14 protein-coding genes are annotated in these 16,087 nt (G+C 37.4%); 8 read left to right on the top strand and 6 right to left on the bottom strand.

The annotated features are described in order from the left end of the window. Nucleotides 1–9: 9 nt before the first annotated feature. The 3 genes from BUA72_RS00730 to lpxB form a co-directional block, all read right to left on the bottom strand. Nucleotides 10–672, bottom strand: coding sequence for a succinate dehydrogenase cytochrome b subunit (locus BUA72_RS00730; RefSeq protein ID WP_047452882.1), 663 nt, complete (start codon nucleotides 670–672; stop codon nucleotides 10–12). Between the two features lie 143 nt (nucleotides 673–815). Continuing rightward, a complete protein-coding gene (locus BUA72_RS00725) occupies nucleotides 816–2,501 on the bottom strand; it encodes a ComEC/Rec2 family competence protein (RefSeq protein ID WP_228407822.1) in 1,686 nt (561 codons plus the stop codon). Between the two features lie 378 nt (nucleotides 2,502–2,879). Beyond that, nucleotides 2,880–3,983 carry a lipid-A-disaccharide synthase gene (lpxB, locus tag BUA72_RS00720; protein WP_072921347.1) on the bottom strand — a complete coding sequence of 368 codons (1,104 nt, stop codon included), beginning with the start codon at nucleotides 3,981–3,983 and terminating at the stop codon, nucleotides 2,880–2,882. A 165-nt stretch (nucleotides 3,984–4,148) separates the two neighbouring features. On the opposite strand from lpxB, the gene BUA72_RS00715 reads away from it, so the two are divergent. The 4 genes from BUA72_RS00715 (at nucleotide 4,149) to BUA72_RS00700 (ending at nucleotide 7,960) form a co-directional block, all read left to right on the top strand. Continuing rightward, nucleotides 4,149–4,658: a DUF2480 family protein gene (locus BUA72_RS00715; RefSeq protein ID WP_072921345.1), complete on the top strand. Its 510-nt coding sequence runs from the start codon at nucleotides 4,149–4,151 to the stop codon at nucleotides 4,656–4,658. 1 nt (nucleotide 4,659) lies between these two features. Next, the gene (locus BUA72_RS00710; protein WP_072921344.1) at nucleotides 4,660–5,919 is read left to right on the top strand and encodes a protein O-mannosyl-transferase family; all 1,260 of its coding nucleotides are present in this window, start codon (nucleotides 4,660–4,662) and stop codon (nucleotides 5,917–5,919) included. Nucleotides 5,920–5,959: 40 nt separating this feature from the next. Further along, complete coding sequence (locus BUA72_RS00705; protein WP_072921342.1) at nucleotides 5,960–7,219, top strand: protein O-mannosyl-transferase family; 1,260 nt, start codon at nucleotides 5,960–5,962, stop codon at nucleotides 7,217–7,219. 84 nt (nucleotides 7,220–7,303) lie between these two features. Then, nucleotides 7,304–7,960 (top strand): DUF937 domain-containing protein, encoded by a 657-nt coding sequence (locus BUA72_RS00700; protein ID WP_072921340.1) that lies wholly within the window; start codon nucleotides 7,304–7,306, stop codon nucleotides 7,958–7,960. Nucleotides 7,961–8,014: 54 nt separating this feature from the next. Here BUA72_RS00700 and BUA72_RS00695 read toward each other — a convergent pair whose 3' ends face one another. Together BUA72_RS00695 and BUA72_RS00690 are read right to left on the bottom strand one after the other, a co-directional pair. After that, nucleotides 8,015–8,134, bottom strand: a complete 120-nt coding sequence (locus tag BUA72_RS00695) for a 30S ribosomal protein THX (RefSeq protein WP_072921339.1) — start codon at nucleotides 8,132–8,134, stop codon at nucleotides 8,015–8,017. A gap of 175 nt (nucleotides 8,135–8,309) precedes the next feature. Beyond that, the gene (locus BUA72_RS00690) at nucleotides 8,310–9,704 is read right to left on the bottom strand and encodes an MATE family efflux transporter (protein ID WP_072921338.1); all 1,395 of its coding nucleotides are present in this window, start codon (nucleotides 9,702–9,704) and stop codon (nucleotides 8,310–8,312) included. 112 nt (nucleotides 9,705–9,816) lie between these two features. Here BUA72_RS00690 and BUA72_RS00685 point away from each other — a divergent pair, with 112 nt between their 5' ends. From BUA72_RS00685 to BUA72_RS00670, 4 genes are all read left to right on the top strand, one after another. Next, on the top strand, nucleotides 9,817–10,176 hold the full coding sequence (locus tag BUA72_RS00685) for an ankyrin repeat domain-containing protein (RefSeq protein WP_165571852.1): 360 nt from the start codon (nucleotides 9,817–9,819) through the stop codon (nucleotides 10,174–10,176). Nucleotides 10,177–10,334: 158 nt separating this feature from the next. Then, the gene (gene aspS, locus BUA72_RS00680) at nucleotides 10,335–12,089 is read left to right on the top strand and encodes an aspartate--tRNA ligase (RefSeq protein WP_047452896.1); all 1,755 of its coding nucleotides are present in this window, start codon (nucleotides 10,335–10,337) and stop codon (nucleotides 12,087–12,089) included. A 42-nt stretch (nucleotides 12,090–12,131) separates the two neighbouring features. Next, complete coding sequence (locus tag BUA72_RS00675) at nucleotides 12,132–12,863, top strand: carbon-nitrogen hydrolase family protein (RefSeq protein WP_072921337.1); 732 nt, start codon at nucleotides 12,132–12,134, stop codon at nucleotides 12,861–12,863. Nucleotides 12,864–13,204: 341 nt separating this feature from the next. Continuing rightward, nucleotides 13,205–14,536: a M12 family metallopeptidase gene (locus tag BUA72_RS00670; protein ID WP_072921336.1), complete on the top strand. Its 1,332-nt coding sequence runs from the start codon at nucleotides 13,205–13,207 to the stop codon at nucleotides 14,534–14,536. Nucleotides 14,537–14,599: 63 nt separating this feature from the next. On the opposite strand, the gene BUA72_RS00665 is transcribed toward BUA72_RS00670, so the two are convergent. Further along, on the bottom strand, nucleotides 14,600–15,874 hold the full coding sequence (locus BUA72_RS00665) for an adenylosuccinate synthase (protein WP_072921335.1): 1,275 nt from the start codon (nucleotides 15,872–15,874) through the stop codon (nucleotides 14,600–14,602). Nucleotides 15,875–16,087: the final 213 nt, after the last annotated feature.

Here is a 16,087-nt window from a genome sequence, read left to right as displayed (position 1 = left end):
ATATTGATATTATTGAGTTACGAAGTGAAAAATTGCAATAAAAATAAAACCTGCAGGAATAAGGATTGAATACCATTTTCCAAAAGCTTTAATTACCGGAGTATATTTCGGATGTCTAGCACCAATAGACTGGAACGAAGATTGGAAACCGTGAGCCAAATGCAGTCCAAGCAAAACAAAAGAGATCACGTATAATGCTACTCTCCAAAGATCTGCAAACTTCTCATGTAACTCCGGCCAGAAACGTTCCGCATCAGGAGCAAGTCCTTCCACATACTTGTAGTTGATTTCATGTAGCCAGAAATCATATAAGTGAAGCGCCAAGAAAGCCAAAACAACGGCTCCTGAAATAATCATATTTCGGGACATCCATGAAGAGTTCACAGAAGGGTTGTTTGAAGCGTACTTTACCGGACGCGCTTTATTGTTCTTAATTTCCAGTACAAATCCCATAATGAAATGGAAAAGAACTGCAAAACCAAGAACAGGCTGCATTAAGAACTGCACAAAAGGATTATAGCCCATAAAATCTGATGCTGTATTGAATGCATCACGATTCAGGACTGATAACAAATTGGTCGTCAAATGCAGTATAAGAAAGATCAGCAAAAACATAGCTGATAATGCCATCGCATATTTTCTACCTATCGTAGAACTCGTTAAACCTGCCATATAAGTTTAAATTTGAATTTCCCACAAAATTAAGAAATGTTAACAATATCGGGAAGTGAGAAATCTCACAATTAGCCAGTTTGTAATCTTTCTAAATAAGAATCTAAGGCATTGTGTGAGGATAAAATGCAAAATACCAATTATTATTTTAAATCATATATTTTGCCGTTAAAAACTACTTTTTGGGCTGCTTTTGGAAAAGTCTTAATTTCCACGTTGCGGATGCGTCTCGAAGCGCAATAAGGAGCTGCTATAAAACTCATTAACTTCTTTTCATCCGAATTTTCAACCATCCAGAAACAGACTTTGTTTCCCTTCTTTACGGACAGTACTTTGGTTGTATTAAAATCATGAATAAGGAGCTCATTCTTCCCGTTTTCAAATAGAGTAAAGGTGAATCTGAGGATAAAAAAGAGGAGAACAATTTTTACAAGTTTCATTGAATTTTTGAAATTAATTTTTAAAAGCAATGGTCTCAGCCAATAAACCACAGCGAATAACATGAAAACCTCAGCAATATTCATCGGAATATTGGAAAAAAAGAGCAAATCTGTTTCCGCAAACCAGTGGATCAGTTTTAGTAAAATATGAATTGAACCATCGTAAAGAGTATTGATTAAACTAAAATTTATCTGCAGACCAATAAGAATCGTCATCAAAAATGAAAAGACAATAATCAGCTCTGAAAAAGGGACAATCAGGATATTTGCAGGAATAGAAACCAGTGAAAACTGATGAAAATAATACAGAACCAGCGGAAGTGTCGCGAGTTGTGCAGAAAGCGATATCGTCACCGCATTAAAGAAGAGCTTTTTAAAGTAGCCATCCTGTTTGGGAAAATATTTTAAAAGGGGTTGATTCAGCCAGTAGATCCCTAAAACAGCGAGAAAACTGAGCTGAAAACCTACGTCAAAAATTTGTTGTGTATCTGCAACCAGAATAATCATTGCCGACAGAGATAAAGAATGTAATAAATCCGGTTTTCTCTGCAAAAGGACATACACAAAATAGACTGTCAGCATCATACAGGAGCGCATCACAGAGTTCCCGAATCCAATAAATGCAGCAAAAAGCCAGATGAAAGAAATACTGGCAATAATCGCGTATTTTCTGAACCTGAGAGGACTGAATCTGGTTAAAAGAAAGTAGAATATTCCAAAGATCACTACGATATGCGTTCCTGAAATAGCAAGCAAGTGAACCATTCCAGATCTGTTAAAATCCTGCACCGTTTCCGGATCTGTTTCCGTTCTGTCGGCCAGGATAATTCCTTTTAAAAACTCTCTGGTTTTGGGTGACATTTCAGCGCTATCGATCTTCTGCAGTATTTTAAACCGATGCTGCTGAACTCTTTCATTAAAAGTCAGATCATTTCTTTTGGCTAAGGAGATTCCTTTTGAAAGGTAGCATTGGTATTCTATCTTTTTTCTTTGTAAATATTTTGCATAATCAAACTGAAAATCATACTGTGGCGGCCTTGGCTTTGAAAGATAGGCATCTGCTTTATAATAATGGTTAAAGTCCAATTCCTTATCCTTTTTCGGGACATACAGGACCGCATTAAAATTGTCTTTTCCCGTAGAAACAAGGGCTTCATATTTTTTATATTTCCCTGTAGAATTTAATTTCTTGGAAATCTTAAACGTGATCATTCCGTTTTGAGGAACTGTAGCATGATCAGATGAATAGGTGCTGAGAAAATGAAGAATGATTCCCGCTCCGAAAAACATCAGCCCCAGAAGATATGCTTTTGTTTTATGTAAAAAGTAAGAATGAAAAAGAGATAAAATGAGAATCAATAAGCAGCCAGCAGAAATTATGTAAATCAAGATTTTATCCAAGAAAAATTTGTCCTGAAAAAAGATTCCGAGGATAAAACACAGGGTCAGAATAAGAAGCGGCTGTTTGTTCAATGATGTCATTCTTGATGATCAAAAAATAATAATTTATCTGACTCTTCAATAACACAGATTTTGCAGAATTCTGACGTTATATTCTTCAAAATGACTAACTGACGGCTTGATTATTTACTACGAAATTAGATTTAGACAAAAAAAAAGCCGCCTCTATGAGACAGCTTTTGTATTTGGAAAACATCTGCCAATGCAGACTTATTTTTAATTAAAATTTTAAAAGAAAAAACTTATTCTACAAAATAAATTTAACCTGATGTACAACCACTGATTTTTTCCATTTTAAACTGAGTTCTACACGCTTAAAATCACCTCAGCGGCTTTCTCACTGGCTCCTTTTCCTCCAAGTTTTTCTCTTAAAAGACTGTAATCTGCCAGAACCTGGTTTCTTTTTTCGCTTTCTATCATTTTATTCAGTTCTTCCACGAGATTTTTAGTATTCAGATCGGTCTGAATCAGTTCTTTTACTACTTCCCTATCCATAATCAGATTGACCAGAGAAATATATTTAATGTTTTTTACCAGTCTTTTGGCAATGGCATATGAAATTTTGCTTCCACGGTAGCAGACTACTTCCGGAACATTCAGCAAAGCTGTTTCCAGCGTTGCAGTTCCTGAAGTGACAAGCGCAGCTTTTGAGCATCGAAGCAAATCATAAGTTCTATTAGAAACAAAATGAACACTGTCATCCACATATTTCTGATAAAACTCTTTCGGAAGGCTGGGTGCACCGGCAATCACAAACTGGTAGTTTTTAAAGTGAGGCCTTACGGAAAGCATGATTTCAAGCATCTTTTCAACTTCCTGTTTTCTGGAACCAGGAAGAAGGGCAATGATCTCCTTTTCATTCAGTCCGTTTTCTTTTTTAAATTCTTCCGAACTGATTTCTTTCAGACTTGAAATAGCATCCAGCAACGGATGTCCCACAAAATGGGAATGAACGCCATGTTTTTTATAAAAATCTTCTTCGAAAGGAAGAATGACCATCATTTCATCCACATATTTTTTAATGATTTCTACCCGGCCTTCTTTCCATGCCCAGAGCTGTGGAGAGATATAATACACCACTTTTATCCCCAATTCTTTAGCAAAACGGGCGATTCTAAGGTTAAATCCGGGATAATCGATCAGAATCAAAACATCCGGTTTATTATTTTTGATGTCTTCTTTACAGAATTTGATATTGTTGAGAATGGTCCTTAGATTCATCGCCACTTCCAGAAATCCCATAAATGCCAGATCACGGTAGTGTTTTACCAATGTACCGCCCTGTGCTGTCATAAGATCTCCGCCCCAGAATCTGATTTCCGCCTGCGGATCTTTCTGTAAAAGGGCTTTCATTAAATTGCTTCCATGCAGATCACCGGAGGCTTCTCCTGCAATAATGTAATATTTCATTTCTTCCGAAATCTTTTATTTGTTTTTATAGCCATCACAAACCTTCCCTGATTTCGCTATACAAACTGATTTCGAATTATGGGAGGTTTCTATGGTAAGGATAGAGAACAAATTAAGGTTTACATGATCTTAATTTGTAAATTTGTCCAAAGATAATGATAAAAAATGTCAGAAGAATTTGAAATCCGAAATAAAGTTGCTGAAAGCGGCCTTGTGAATTTTGACTTATCCACTCTGATTCCTAAGGGGATAAGAAAGGGTATTGACCTTAAGGATTTTCTTTTCCAGGAAATGATCCTGAAGGAAAAAGACTTCAGGGAAAAAGTAGATGCCATAGATCCTGAAGAATACAAAGACGCTTACATCTATATTTACAATTCAGTGGATACGATCGTTCCATTGTGGGCTTATTTTGTACTGACGGCCAAGCTTACTGATGTGGCTAAAAAAATTATTTTCGGGAATCGTGAAGATCTGGAGGTGATTATTATGCACAATGTCATTCAGACTCATGATTTTGAAGATATGAGAGGGAAAAGAGTTCTGGTAAAGGGCTGTTCGGATAAAGAAATCCCTGAGAATGCTTACATAGAACTGGTTGAGCAACTAAAACCCATAGTTAAATCTTTAATGTTTGGTGAAGCCTGCTCTTTTGTTCCTATTGTAAAGAATTAATATGAAGCGATATTTATCTGCCCTATTTTTATTCTTTATTTTTCTGGCAGTGTACTATGCCGGAAGTTTTACAAAAATTCCTTTTGCAGACTGTTTGGGTTTTGTGCTGGATGTGGAAAAAGGCAAATGGATAGGTACTTCTGCAGCGACTACACACTTTCTCTATGTTAATACAGTCATTGCTATTAAAAACCTGACCGGTCTCAATGCCATTGAAGCCAACCGCCTTCTGGTGATCTTTTCAGGAGCAGCAACAGTTTCAGTTATTTATTTAGCGGTTAAAAGTATTACCAAAACAGAATGGGCTTCTGTCACAGCAGCCATTGTATTCGGGTTGAGCTTTACATTCTGGAGAAATGCAGAAATTGTAGAAGTTTACACTTATAACTGCCTGTGGCTAAGTCTTTTTTTCCTTTCAATAATTAAAACTTTTGTAGAAAATAAAAAAAAATATATTCTCCTGAGTGGTTTTTTTCTGGGAATCAGTTTATGGCTGCATATTCAGAATATCCTGCTTATTCCTGCATTTTTAGTTTTTCTTTTTCACTTTAGACATGAGAAAAAATATGCATACAGTTCTCTATTAATTTTTGGATTGCTTTTCTCGTCTCTGTTTATTCTGAATACAATACAGGGATTACCTTTAAGTTCTGTTTACAGTTCCGAACATGGAACCTGGGTGGAAGATTCTTTCAAAAAAACATTCATGCAGTATGTCAATGATCTTATAAAATCACTGGCTTATCTTATTTATAATTTTAACCTGTTTACCTTTTTTGGGCTGATAGGTATCGTTCTGCTGTACAAAGCAAACAGGAAGATGTTTTATGTTTTCCTTACCGGAGCCGTTTGTGTGTACGGCTTTTCTACATTTTATGCGGTTTCGGATAATTATGTGTTCTTTCTTCCATTTAATATTATTTTTGCACTCTCTATTGGATATGGACTTTCGGCACCGAAATATGCGGTGGTGAAAAAGTTTTCATGGGTTTGTCTTCTTATTCCTCTGGGATATCTGGCAGTCTATAAAGCTGCATTTTCAACCGAAAAAGGAAGAGCCTTTCATTCATCCAAGCAACATAAAGGAGGTTTAAATTATTTTATCCTTCCATGGATGAACAACAACCCCGGTATTCTGGAATTCACGATTGATGATAAAACAGCTCCGGAACCTGTAGAATGGATGAAAACCATTGCCCGTGAATATATTGACCTGATGAAAACCAAAGGGTATACGGAAGAAGAACTTCGAAAGTTTTAATGATTACAGCAAGACTATACTACTTATAAAGAATTAATTTATGTTTAAAAACTTATACGCAATATTTATATTTTTCATTTTTGCAGCGATCTATTATGCAGGTAGTTTTACCAGAATTCCATTTGCTGATTGTGTAGGGTTTGTACATAGCGTAGAACTTGGCGAGTACAAAACGGTAGCCACAGCCATTACACACATTCTCTATGTAAACACCGCTATTTTCATCAAAAACATTACAGGACTTGATGCCATCGCCACCAGCAGACTCTTAATAATTGGCTCTGCTGCTGCTACAGTATCTGTTATTTATCTCACGGTAAAAAGCATTACAAAAACAGAATGGGTATCTATTACAACCTCGTTTGTGTTCGGTTTCAGTTTTTCCTTTTGGAGAAATGCAGAGATCGTAGAAGTCTACACTTATAATTCATTATGGATCAGTCTTTTCTTTTTTTCAATGGTGAAAACCTTTACCGAACATAAGAAAAACTATATCATTTTAAGTGGATTATTTTTAGGAATAAGCCTTTGGCTGCATATCCAGAATATACTCCTGATTCCCGGACTTTTTCTTTTTCTATATTATTTTAGAGCAGAAAAAAAATATGCTTATTCTTCGCTGGTCATTTTCCTGATTCTATTCTTATCACTAACTGTTCTAAATGTATCACAAGGGCTGCCATTGAATTCTCCATATACTTCAGAAGGAGCACACTGGGTCCAGGATTCATTCAAGAAAACATCAAAACAATATGTACTGGATTTTGTACAATCTGTGGGTTATCTGATTTACAATTTCAATATATTCGTGTTTTTTGGAATCATAGGAATGATATCATTATACAGTATCAATAAGAAGATGTTTTTTGTATTCTTCACGGCTGCTGTATGCGTATATGGGTTCTCTACATTCTATGCCGTTTCGGACAATTATGTATTCTTCATTCCTTTTAATATGATTTTTGCTCTTTCAATCGGGTATGGACTTTCATTACCAAAATATACTTCCCTAAAAAAATTCTCATGGGTATGTCTTCTCATTCCTCTGGGCTATTATGCAGCTTGCAAGACCGCATTTTTAACAGAAAAAGGAAGAAGCTTTCATGAGGCTAAAAAATATAAGGGTGGCCTGGATTATTATTTGGTTCCCTGGATGAATAATAATGTAGGAATTCTTGATTTTATTATTGAAAAAAAGAAATCTCCGGATCCAATGCACTGGATGCTCGACGGAGCCAACGATTATATAGAGCTGATGAAGACTAAGGGATATACAGAGGAAGATCTGAAAAAACTTTAACAATAATTGTGAAGTGAAAAGATTTTGTGAGTCACATTTTTTGATAACTTTGATTTACTTAATACTTTAAAATAAACACAAACTATGAGTTTAATTGACCTACTTACAGGTAACACCAGCAATCAGGTTGCTGAGCAGGCAGAAAACAAATTCGGGATCAGCAGAAACCAGATTATTGCATTATTGGCTGTAGCAGCTCCTTTGGTGATTTCTTATCTTAGAAACAAATCTCAGGATGCTAACGAAGCAGAAGCCTTAAACAATGCTTTAGATAAAGACCACGACGGAAGTATTCTTGATGATGCATCACAGGCTGAAGCAAGACAGGCTGAAGGAGGATCAATCCTTGACCATGTTTTCGGAGGGCAGAAAAGCAATGTAGAAAATCAACTTTCTCAGAATACAGGAATCTCCATCGATAAAATCGGACCTATTTTAGCCATGCTGGCTCCGGTGATCATGGGATACATCGGTAAAGAGAAACAACAGAATAATGTAGGAGCAGGAGGTTTAGGAGATCTTTTGGGAGGAATTCTTGGAAATGCATCCAGTCAGGCTCAGACGCAGCAGTCAAGTCCATTGAATGATATCCTTGGAAGTGTTCTGGGAAGCGGTCAGTCGCAGTCGGGAGGAAACCCGCTTAATGATATTTTAGGAAGTGTACTCGGCGGTGGCGGAGGAAAGCAGCAGCAGGGAGGTGGATTAGGAAGCATCCTTGGTAATATTTTAGGAGGAAAATAATTTAATTTTGTATATAAAAAAAGGCTGAAGATTGATCTTCAGCCTTTTTTATTTTTAGCTTTTTGCTTTAGTTTCAGAGGAACCAACGGACTTAGAACCTTTTCTAGGTCTTCTTTTACCATAACTTCCAGAATTGATCTTGCCTCTTCTTGATTTTTTGTCTCCTTTTCCCATAATGATACATGTTTTAGTGATTAAATACTAAATTAGGGAATATGGCTTACAATTAAAAATTAAGGCTGTTAAAATTTTTATAAAATCGAGACAAAAGAAAGGAAGTTTGAGGCTGGAAGATGGAAGTTATTAAGGTCGCAAACAGTAACTTATCCCTCTTCCATATTTTTTTTAATCACACTTTCACAGTCTTCCATTTTCCTTTTTTAAACAGGATAAAAGCCACAATGGTAATCAAAGTTTCTGCAGCCGGAATGGAGATAAAAACTCCTTTAGGTCCCATTCCGAAATGTTTTGAAAGAAAATAAGCCAGCGGAATCTGAAACAGCCAAAACCCGAAGAAATTCACCCAGGTAGGTGTCCACGTATCTCCTGCTCCATTAAAAGCATTGATGAGCACCATTCCTATTCCATAGAAAATAAATCCTACACTCATAATATGCAGTGCATTTTTAGCAAACTCCTTGATATGGACTTCCTGTGTAAAAAATCCTACCAGAAAATCTCCAAGCAGGAAAAAGATTAAGCTTACCGCCAGCATGAAGATCACATTATATTTTACGGTTTTCATCACCGACTGTTCTGCTCTCAGCATTTCATTAGCGCCCATATTCTGTCCGACCAGTGTAGAAGCCGCGTTACTCAATCCCCAGGCTGGGAGCATAAAGAACATCATCAGCCTTAAAGCCGTCTGATATCCTGCAGATGCATTCTCTCCTCCGGTAGTCGCTACCAGTTGGGCCAGAAAAATCCAGCTGCATGATGCAATCACGAACTGGAAAATTCCGGGTGTCGCTATTTTTACAATGGATTTAATCTGTTTGAAATCTGGAGTAAAATAAGGAAGCGCAATACGGATCTGGGTATCTGCAACCAAAAGATGATACAGCTGATAAACCACCCCGATACTTCGTCCTATGGTAGTTGCCAAAGCCGCTCCGGTAAGTCCCATAGCAGGAACAGGTCCAAAACCTTTGATCAGAACAGGACAGAGAATAATATTCACAATATTGGCGATCCAGAGAGATTTCATTGCAATGGCTGCATTTCCTGCTCCTCTGAAGATTCCGTTGATCAAAAATAAAAGCATAATAATGACACTGCTTCCCATCATGATCCTCGTGAAATCTTTTCCGTAAGCTGCGGCTTCAGGCTTTGAACCCATCAGAATCAGAATTTCCTCGGCATAAATAACCCCTAATAAGCTTAGCAAAAAGGTAATGACAAATGAAACGAGCAACACCTGTGCAGCACTTCTGGAAGCCTGCTCCGGGTTTTTCTCCCCAATCCGCCGTGCCACCAAAGCGGTCGCTGCCATACTCATCCCAATCGCAATGGAATACATCACAGAAAGCACAGATTCCGTTAAACCTACCGTCTGGATGGCATATCCGCTTTCTTTCAGGTGACCTACAAAGTATAGGTCTACCAATGCAAAAACGGATTCCATGGCCATTTCCAGCATCATGGGAACGGCTAGGAGAAGTACCGCGCTTCTGATCGTTATTTTGGTATAATCCACCTCTTCGCCGCTGAATGCTTTTTTCAAAAAATCTATATATCTAGTCATTTCCTAATCAATAATTATCTGATTATCAAAAATACAAATTCAATTCTTATAAAAATTTAGTTACTCATATCAAAAAAATAATTTAGATTTGTATATTCTTAAAATGAATCTTATGAAAAAAATAATCTCTACTGTTTTTATACTTACCATCTCGGCATCTGCCGGCATGCTTTCTGCTCAGTCACTTAGCTCAGCTCAGATGCAGGCTATTCAATCTGACAACGTTACTTCATTTAAAAAGAATTTTTCAAAAGCAGATTACAACAAATGCTTTGCTCTTAAAGATGAAATGTTCAGCGCATTGGGTTTCAGCTCTCTTTATGGCAGAAATAATATTATAAAATATCTTTTGGAAAATAAAGCAGATGTAAATAAAGAGTGTAATAGTAAAACTCCGCTTTCATGGGCTAAATTGGGAAATAAAGAAGAAACCGCACAGCTATTGATACAAAAAGGCGCTACCAATAATTAAAAAGCCCTTAAATAATATACAAGACTTCCGAAAGGAAGTTTTTTTTGTTTACAGAACCTGCAAAAATCTTATCTTTGCATCCGGAAATTAGGGTTGAGAATTTCACGATCAGAAAGCTTAACCTTATATCTTAAACATTGAACCTTAAACAAATAATTATGTTTCGATCACACACGAACGGAGAATTATCTCTAAAAAATCTTAATGAAGAAGTTACACTTTCCGGATGGGTACAGACTATCCGTGATAAAGGATTTATGATTTGGATAGATCTTCGGGATCGTTACGGAATTACCCAACTGGTTTTTGACCAGGACCGTTCTTCTGCCCAACTGATGGAAGAAGCTAAAAAACTGGGACGCGAATTTGTGATTCAGGTGACAGGAAAAGTAATCGAAAGAGTAAGCAAAAATCCCAATATTCCTACTGGAGAAATTGAAATTTTAGTTGAAAAACTGGCTGTTCTTAATGAGTCTCAACTTCCTCCTTTTACTATTGAGGATGAAACGGATGGCGGTGAAGAATTAAGAATGAAATACCGTTATCTGGATATCAGAAGAGCACCGGTAAGAGATAAACTGATCTTCCGTCATAAAATGGCGCAGAAGGTGAGAAATTATCTTTCAGACGAAGGATTTATCGAAGTAGAAACTCCGGTTTTAATCAAATCTACGCCGGAAGGGGCAAGAGACTTTGTGGTGCCAAGCAGAATGAATCCGGGACAGTTTTATGCATTGCCACAATCTCCACAGACGTTCAAGCAGCTTCTGATGGTAGGTGGAATGGATAAATATTTCCAGATCGTAAAATGTTTCCGTGATGAAGATTTAAGAGCAGACAGACAGCCTGAATTTACACAAATTGACTGCGAGATGGCTTTCGTAGAGCAGGAAGATATTATGAATGTCTTTGAAGGCATGACGAAAACCCTGATCAAAGATATTACAGGACAGGAATTCGGTGCTTTTCCGAGAATGACTTTCGCAGATGCGATGAAAAAATACGGAAACGACAAACCGGATATCCGTTTCGGAATGGAGTTCGTGGAACTTAACGAGCTTGTCAAAGGAAAAGATTTCAAAATATTTGACGACGCTGAATTGGTGGTCGGAATCAATGTAGAAGGATGTGCAGACTATACAAGAAAGCAGATCGATGAATTGGTAGAATGGGTAAAGCGTCCTCAGATCGGGGCATCCGGAATGGTTTGGGCTAAATTCCAGAATGACGGTGTGAAAACCTCATCTGTCAACAAATTCTACAACGAGGAAGATCTGGCGAAGATCATTGAAAAATTCGGAGCTAAAGAAGGTGATTTAATGCTGATCTTATCCGGAAACGAACATAAAGTAAGAGCTCAGCTTTCTGCCCTTAGAATGGAACTTGGAAACCGTTTGGGACTGAGAAAAGGAGATGTATTTGCACCACTTTGGGTAGTAGACTTCCCATTATTGGAATTTGACGAAGAAAGTGGACGTTATCACGCGATGCACCACCCTTTCACCTCTCCTAAGCCGGAAGATATTCACTTACTGGAAACAGACCCGGGTAAAGCAAGAGCCAATGCTTACGATATGGTTCTTAACGGAAACGAGATCGGTGGAGGTTCTATCAGAATTTTCGATAAAGATCTTCAGTCTAAAATGTTTGACCTCTTAGGATTTACGAAAGAAGAAGCAGAAGCTCAGTTCGGATTCCTGATGAATGCCTTTAAATACGGAGCTCCGCCTCATGGTGGATTGGCTTTCGGATTTGACCGTTTGGTGGCTATTCTTGACGGAAACGAAGTGATCAGGGATTATATCGCATTCCCTAAGAATAATTCAGGGCGTGACGTGATGATCGATGCGCCGGCATCTATCGCCGATGCACAGCTGGATGAACTGGAAATACAACTGAACTTAAAAGCATAAACTGAAAGCGGAGATTTTTCTCCGCTTTTTTATTGACATCCTATGAAAATCGCAGCAGCACAAATAACACCCATAAAAGGAGATATTCTAAAAAATATTGAAAATCACAAAACAGTAATCAAAGCAGCAGCGACTGAAAACGTTGATCTGATTATTTTCCCTGAGCTTTCAATTACTGGCTATGAACCTGAATTAGCAGAACAGATTTCCATTGATTATGAAGATCAGGTTTTAGAGGTCTTTCAAAAAATGGCAGACGATAATAACATGAGTATTATCGTAGGAATGCCAACAAAATCAGACGATCAGCTATTTATAAGCAGTATTATATTCGAGCCGGGCAAAAGAAGAAAAGTGTATTCAAAACGGCATCTTTTCCCAACAGAAATCGCAGTTTTTTCGAAAGGAGATCGCTTTTGTCAGCTGGAAGTCTTGCAGAATAAAATATCATTAGCCATATGCTATGATTTATCAGATCCTATGCATTCACAGGAAGCTTATCAGGCAGGTTCAAATATTTATGCAGCAAGTGTACTCAATTCGTTCAATGGCATCGATGAAGATATCAGTAAGCTTTCCAGCATCGCAGAAAAATATCATATGTCTGTTGTAATGGCCAATTTCATTGGAGAATCCGGAGGTTATGAATGTGCCGGAAAATCTTCTGTTTGGAGTAATACAGGAAGTTTAATAGGCCAGCTCAATAGTGAAAATGAAGGGATTTTGATTGTAGACACCGATAATGATCAGATTGAAAAAATTTATATCAACTGATATTGACCAAAGGGAAGAAAAATTTCAGTTTTTTCAACCAGAATTACAGGAACATTCAGTTTAGCTAGGTTTTCAACCCTGATATGGGATCATTTGCACGTTTATATCAAATATTTGTGAAATAATTAAAATTTTAATTTAATAGAATAAAATCAACATTAAATAAATTTATTAACGAAATAAATACGCTATTCAATAAAATAAACAGTAAAATAACTATTATATTATGTTATGTTTAAATACAGGTTTTATTAGTACATTTACAATTCTTATGTGAATATGATAACAACATCACCGTTCATATTTGAAAAACTTTACCAATACACCAATATTTAAATCATATGAAAAGCAAACTATTACTCTTATCGGGGTGCCTTGTCCTGGCACTGAATTCTTGTAGGTCGGATATCGAAAATGCCCAAGCCAATTCAACGGATCATACAACAGAGAAGCTGGATAATACGACGGTTCACAAATTATTAATTAACGGAACTTATACGTATGTCAATGAAGTCAATGGTGAATATTTTTACGCAGATGACATTACGATTTCATCTGAACAGTTTAACAAATTAAAGATGCAGGCCAATTCCGAACTGTCAACATCGGAGAAAAGTACCATTGTAAGCTCTTTTATTAAAACGTGGCCAAATGCAACAGTCTATTATACATTACCCAGCCAGGGAACGCTGAGCACCCAGAACTACAATACGTTTCTTACCAATATTAACAAAGCGTTTGATATGATTTCTTCTCAAACCAGTGTTCAGTTTGTTCAACGTACCAACCAGACAGAATATATCACCTTTACTTATTCTACAGGTAACAGTTCTCCGCTTGGATGGCAGCAAAACAGAGTTAATGGTATTAAAATTTATAATATTACCTATCCGGCCATTATTGCTCACGAAGTGATGCACTCTATGGGAATCATGCATGAACAGTGCCGTCCGGACAGAGATCAGTATATTATTGTAGATGTTAACAGGGCGGTAGAAGGAAGCCGTCATAACTTCAACCTTTACAATGATTATGCAGGACACGGTGCATTTGATTTCGGTTCAGTGATGATGTATCAGTCAACTGACTTTGCTATAAATTCAAGCCAGCCTGTAATGACTAAACTGGACGGTTCTACTTTCACCAAGCAAAGAACAGGATTGTCTGCCGGTGACTATGCAGGAATTAACCATCTATACGGTCCTGTTAATGCGACTTCCGCAGTTAACGGAACTTATACTTTTACAACCTCTTTAGCGAATGATAAAAATTTAGATATTTCCGGAAGCTCCACTACAGATGGTACCAGTGTGGTTCTGTATTCAGCTTCTACGGGGAATAACCAGAGATTTACGTTCACTAAATCAGATCATGGCTATTACATCATCAAATCTACTTTGGATCCTACAAAAGTATTAACCGTAAAAAGTAGCGGAACAGCGAATGGAACAGCAGTAGAAATAAGAACTAATGCTAATACCGATGCTCAGAAATGGTTATTATTCAACCTGGGAAATAATGGTTTTGGCTTTGCTCCTAAGAATGCGCCATCGTTGAGATTAGAAGTGAAGGGAGGTCTAACCACTAACCTTACTCCTATTGTAATCGGTAGTACGGATCAATCGGTTCAGCCACCTACAAAACAACGTTTTAAACTTACAAAAGTTAATTAATATATTTTTTTTATCCAGATAAAGAGGTTGGGAATTTATTTCCCAACCTCTTTTGATTTATAATTATTTACTGTTTAAATTCAATATCTCATCCCTTCCCGGTCCCGTAGAAAGATAAGTAATGGGAACACCCAGCTCATCATTCAGAAAAGAAAGAAAAGCTTTCAATTCTTCGGGTAGGTTCGAGGAATCCTGAATAGCGGTAATATCTCCTTCCCAGCCTTTCATCTGTTTTAAAACCGGACGGGCATTTTCAGGAAGTGTCCCCGAAGTTCGGGACATATTCCCATCTTCAAGCTCATAATGGGTACAGACTGCCACGGATTCCATTCCGCTTAAAACATCGGCTTTAGTCAGAATAACCTGAGTAGTTCCGGTGATCATAATGGCATATCGTAAAGCCGGAAGATCCAGCCATCCGATTCTTCTCGGGCGCCCTGTATTGGAACCGAATTCATTTCCTTTCTGTCTGATCTCTTCCCCCAAATTGTCAAAAATTTCTGTAGGAAACATGCCATTCCCTACCCTTGTACAATACGCCTTTGCAATCCCGAATATTTCACCGATTTTTTTAGGTGATACACCCAGTCCAACACATGCTCCTGCGGCTGTGGTAGATGAGGAGGTTACATAAGGATAGGTACCGTGATCTATATCCAGCATCGCTGCCTGTGATCCTTCTGCCAGAATCTTTTTTCCTTCTGATAAAGCTGTATTCAGCACCAGCTCTGTTTCGGTACGGGTGAATTTTTTCAGGAAATCTACCGCTTCAAAAAACTCACTGCTGATTTCCTCTAATGAAGGAAGTACCATATCTCCGCCGGCAAGAAGCCTGTAGTCTCTTTCTAAAATTTGCTCTACTTTGTTTCTAAAATCCGGAGAATCTATATCGCCGACTCTCAGATTCTGTCTTAAGATCTTATTGGAATACGCCTGTGCAATACCATTTCTCGTTGTTCCGATGGTGGTATAATCCGGATTGTCTTCCATAAAGCAATCTAAAAGTCTATGGGTAGGTAGAACGAGGTGTGCCTTTTTAGAAATCATCAGGTTGTTTTCAGGATCAACCGTTTCGTCAAACTGTTTAAGATTTAAAATTTCTTTTCTCAGGCTTACCGGATCCAGTACCGTTCCTGTTCCAATGACATTTTGAACACCTTTCATAAAAATCCCGGAAGGAAGCGATTTTAAAGTGATTCTCTTACCGTTTCTTTCTATACTGTGTCCGGCATTAGCACCGCCATTAAAACGTGCCGTCATGTGATAATCCTCGCTGATGAGATCAATAAATTTTCCTTTCCCTTCATCGCCCCACTGCAGGCCTAATACAATGTCCATATATTTAAATTTTATGATGCAAAGCTATGGTGGTTTGGAAATGAGGCCATTGTCATTTGGCAAAAAGGAATTCTTTTTTTTTGTATAGTGTATAAATGTATAATGTAAAAAGTATTGATGATGATGATTAAAATCTGATGTTTAATCAGATAGACTTTTAGATAAAGCCTATGGAAATTTGTTAATCTTAAATCTGACTAAAGCCCGTTCCTA

The sequence above is a fragment of the Chryseobacterium sp. OV279 genome, from assembly GCF_900128945.1.
In the GTDB taxonomy this organism is placed as follows: Bacteria; Bacteroidota; Bacteroidia; order Flavobacteriales; family Weeksellaceae; genus Chryseobacterium.
This window is presented reverse-complemented; position numbering and strand designations above follow the sequence as displayed.

Excerpts from the sequence above, each read along its gene's own strand:
- BUA72_RS00730 (WP_047452882.1), bottom strand. The coding sequence starts at position 672 with ATGGCAGGTTTAACGAGTTCTACGATAGGTAGAAAATATGCGATGGCA.
- lpxB (WP_072921347.1), bottom strand. The coding sequence starts at position 3,983 with ATGAAATATTACATTATTGCAGGAGAAGCCTCCGGTGATCTGCATGGA.
- BUA72_RS00715 (WP_072921345.1), top strand. The coding sequence starts at position 4,149 with ATGTCAGAAGAATTTGAAATCCGAAATAAAGTTGCTGAAAGCGGCCTT.
- BUA72_RS00710 (WP_072921344.1), top strand. The coding sequence starts at position 4,660 with ATGAAGCGATATTTATCTGCCCTATTTTTATTCTTTATTTTTCTGGCA.
- BUA72_RS00705 (WP_072921342.1), top strand. The coding sequence starts at position 5,960 with ATGTTTAAAAACTTATACGCAATATTTATATTTTTCATTTTTGCAGCG.
- BUA72_RS00700 (WP_072921340.1), top strand. The coding sequence starts at position 7,304 with ATGAGTTTAATTGACCTACTTACAGGTAACACCAGCAATCAGGTTGCT.
- BUA72_RS00695 (WP_072921339.1), bottom strand. The coding sequence starts at position 8,134 with ATGGGAAAAGGAGACAAAAAATCAAGAAGAGGCAAGATCAATTCTGGA.
- BUA72_RS00690 (WP_072921338.1), bottom strand. The coding sequence starts at position 9,704 with ATGACTAGATATATAGATTTTTTGAAAAAAGCATTCAGCGGCGAAGAG.
- BUA72_RS00685 (WP_165571852.1), top strand. The coding sequence starts at position 9,817 with ATGAAAAAAATAATCTCTACTGTTTTTATACTTACCATCTCGGCATCT.
- aspS (WP_047452896.1), top strand. The coding sequence starts at position 10,335 with ATGTTTCGATCACACACGAACGGAGAATTATCTCTAAAAAATCTTAAT.
- BUA72_RS00675 (WP_072921337.1), top strand. The coding sequence starts at position 12,132 with ATGAAAATCGCAGCAGCACAAATAACACCCATAAAAGGAGATATTCTA.
- BUA72_RS00670 (WP_072921336.1), top strand. The coding sequence starts at position 13,205 with ATGAAAAGCAAACTATTACTCTTATCGGGGTGCCTTGTCCTGGCACTG.
- BUA72_RS00665 (WP_072921335.1), bottom strand. The coding sequence starts at position 15,874 with ATGGACATTGTATTAGGCCTGCAGTGGGGCGATGAAGGGAAAGGAAAA.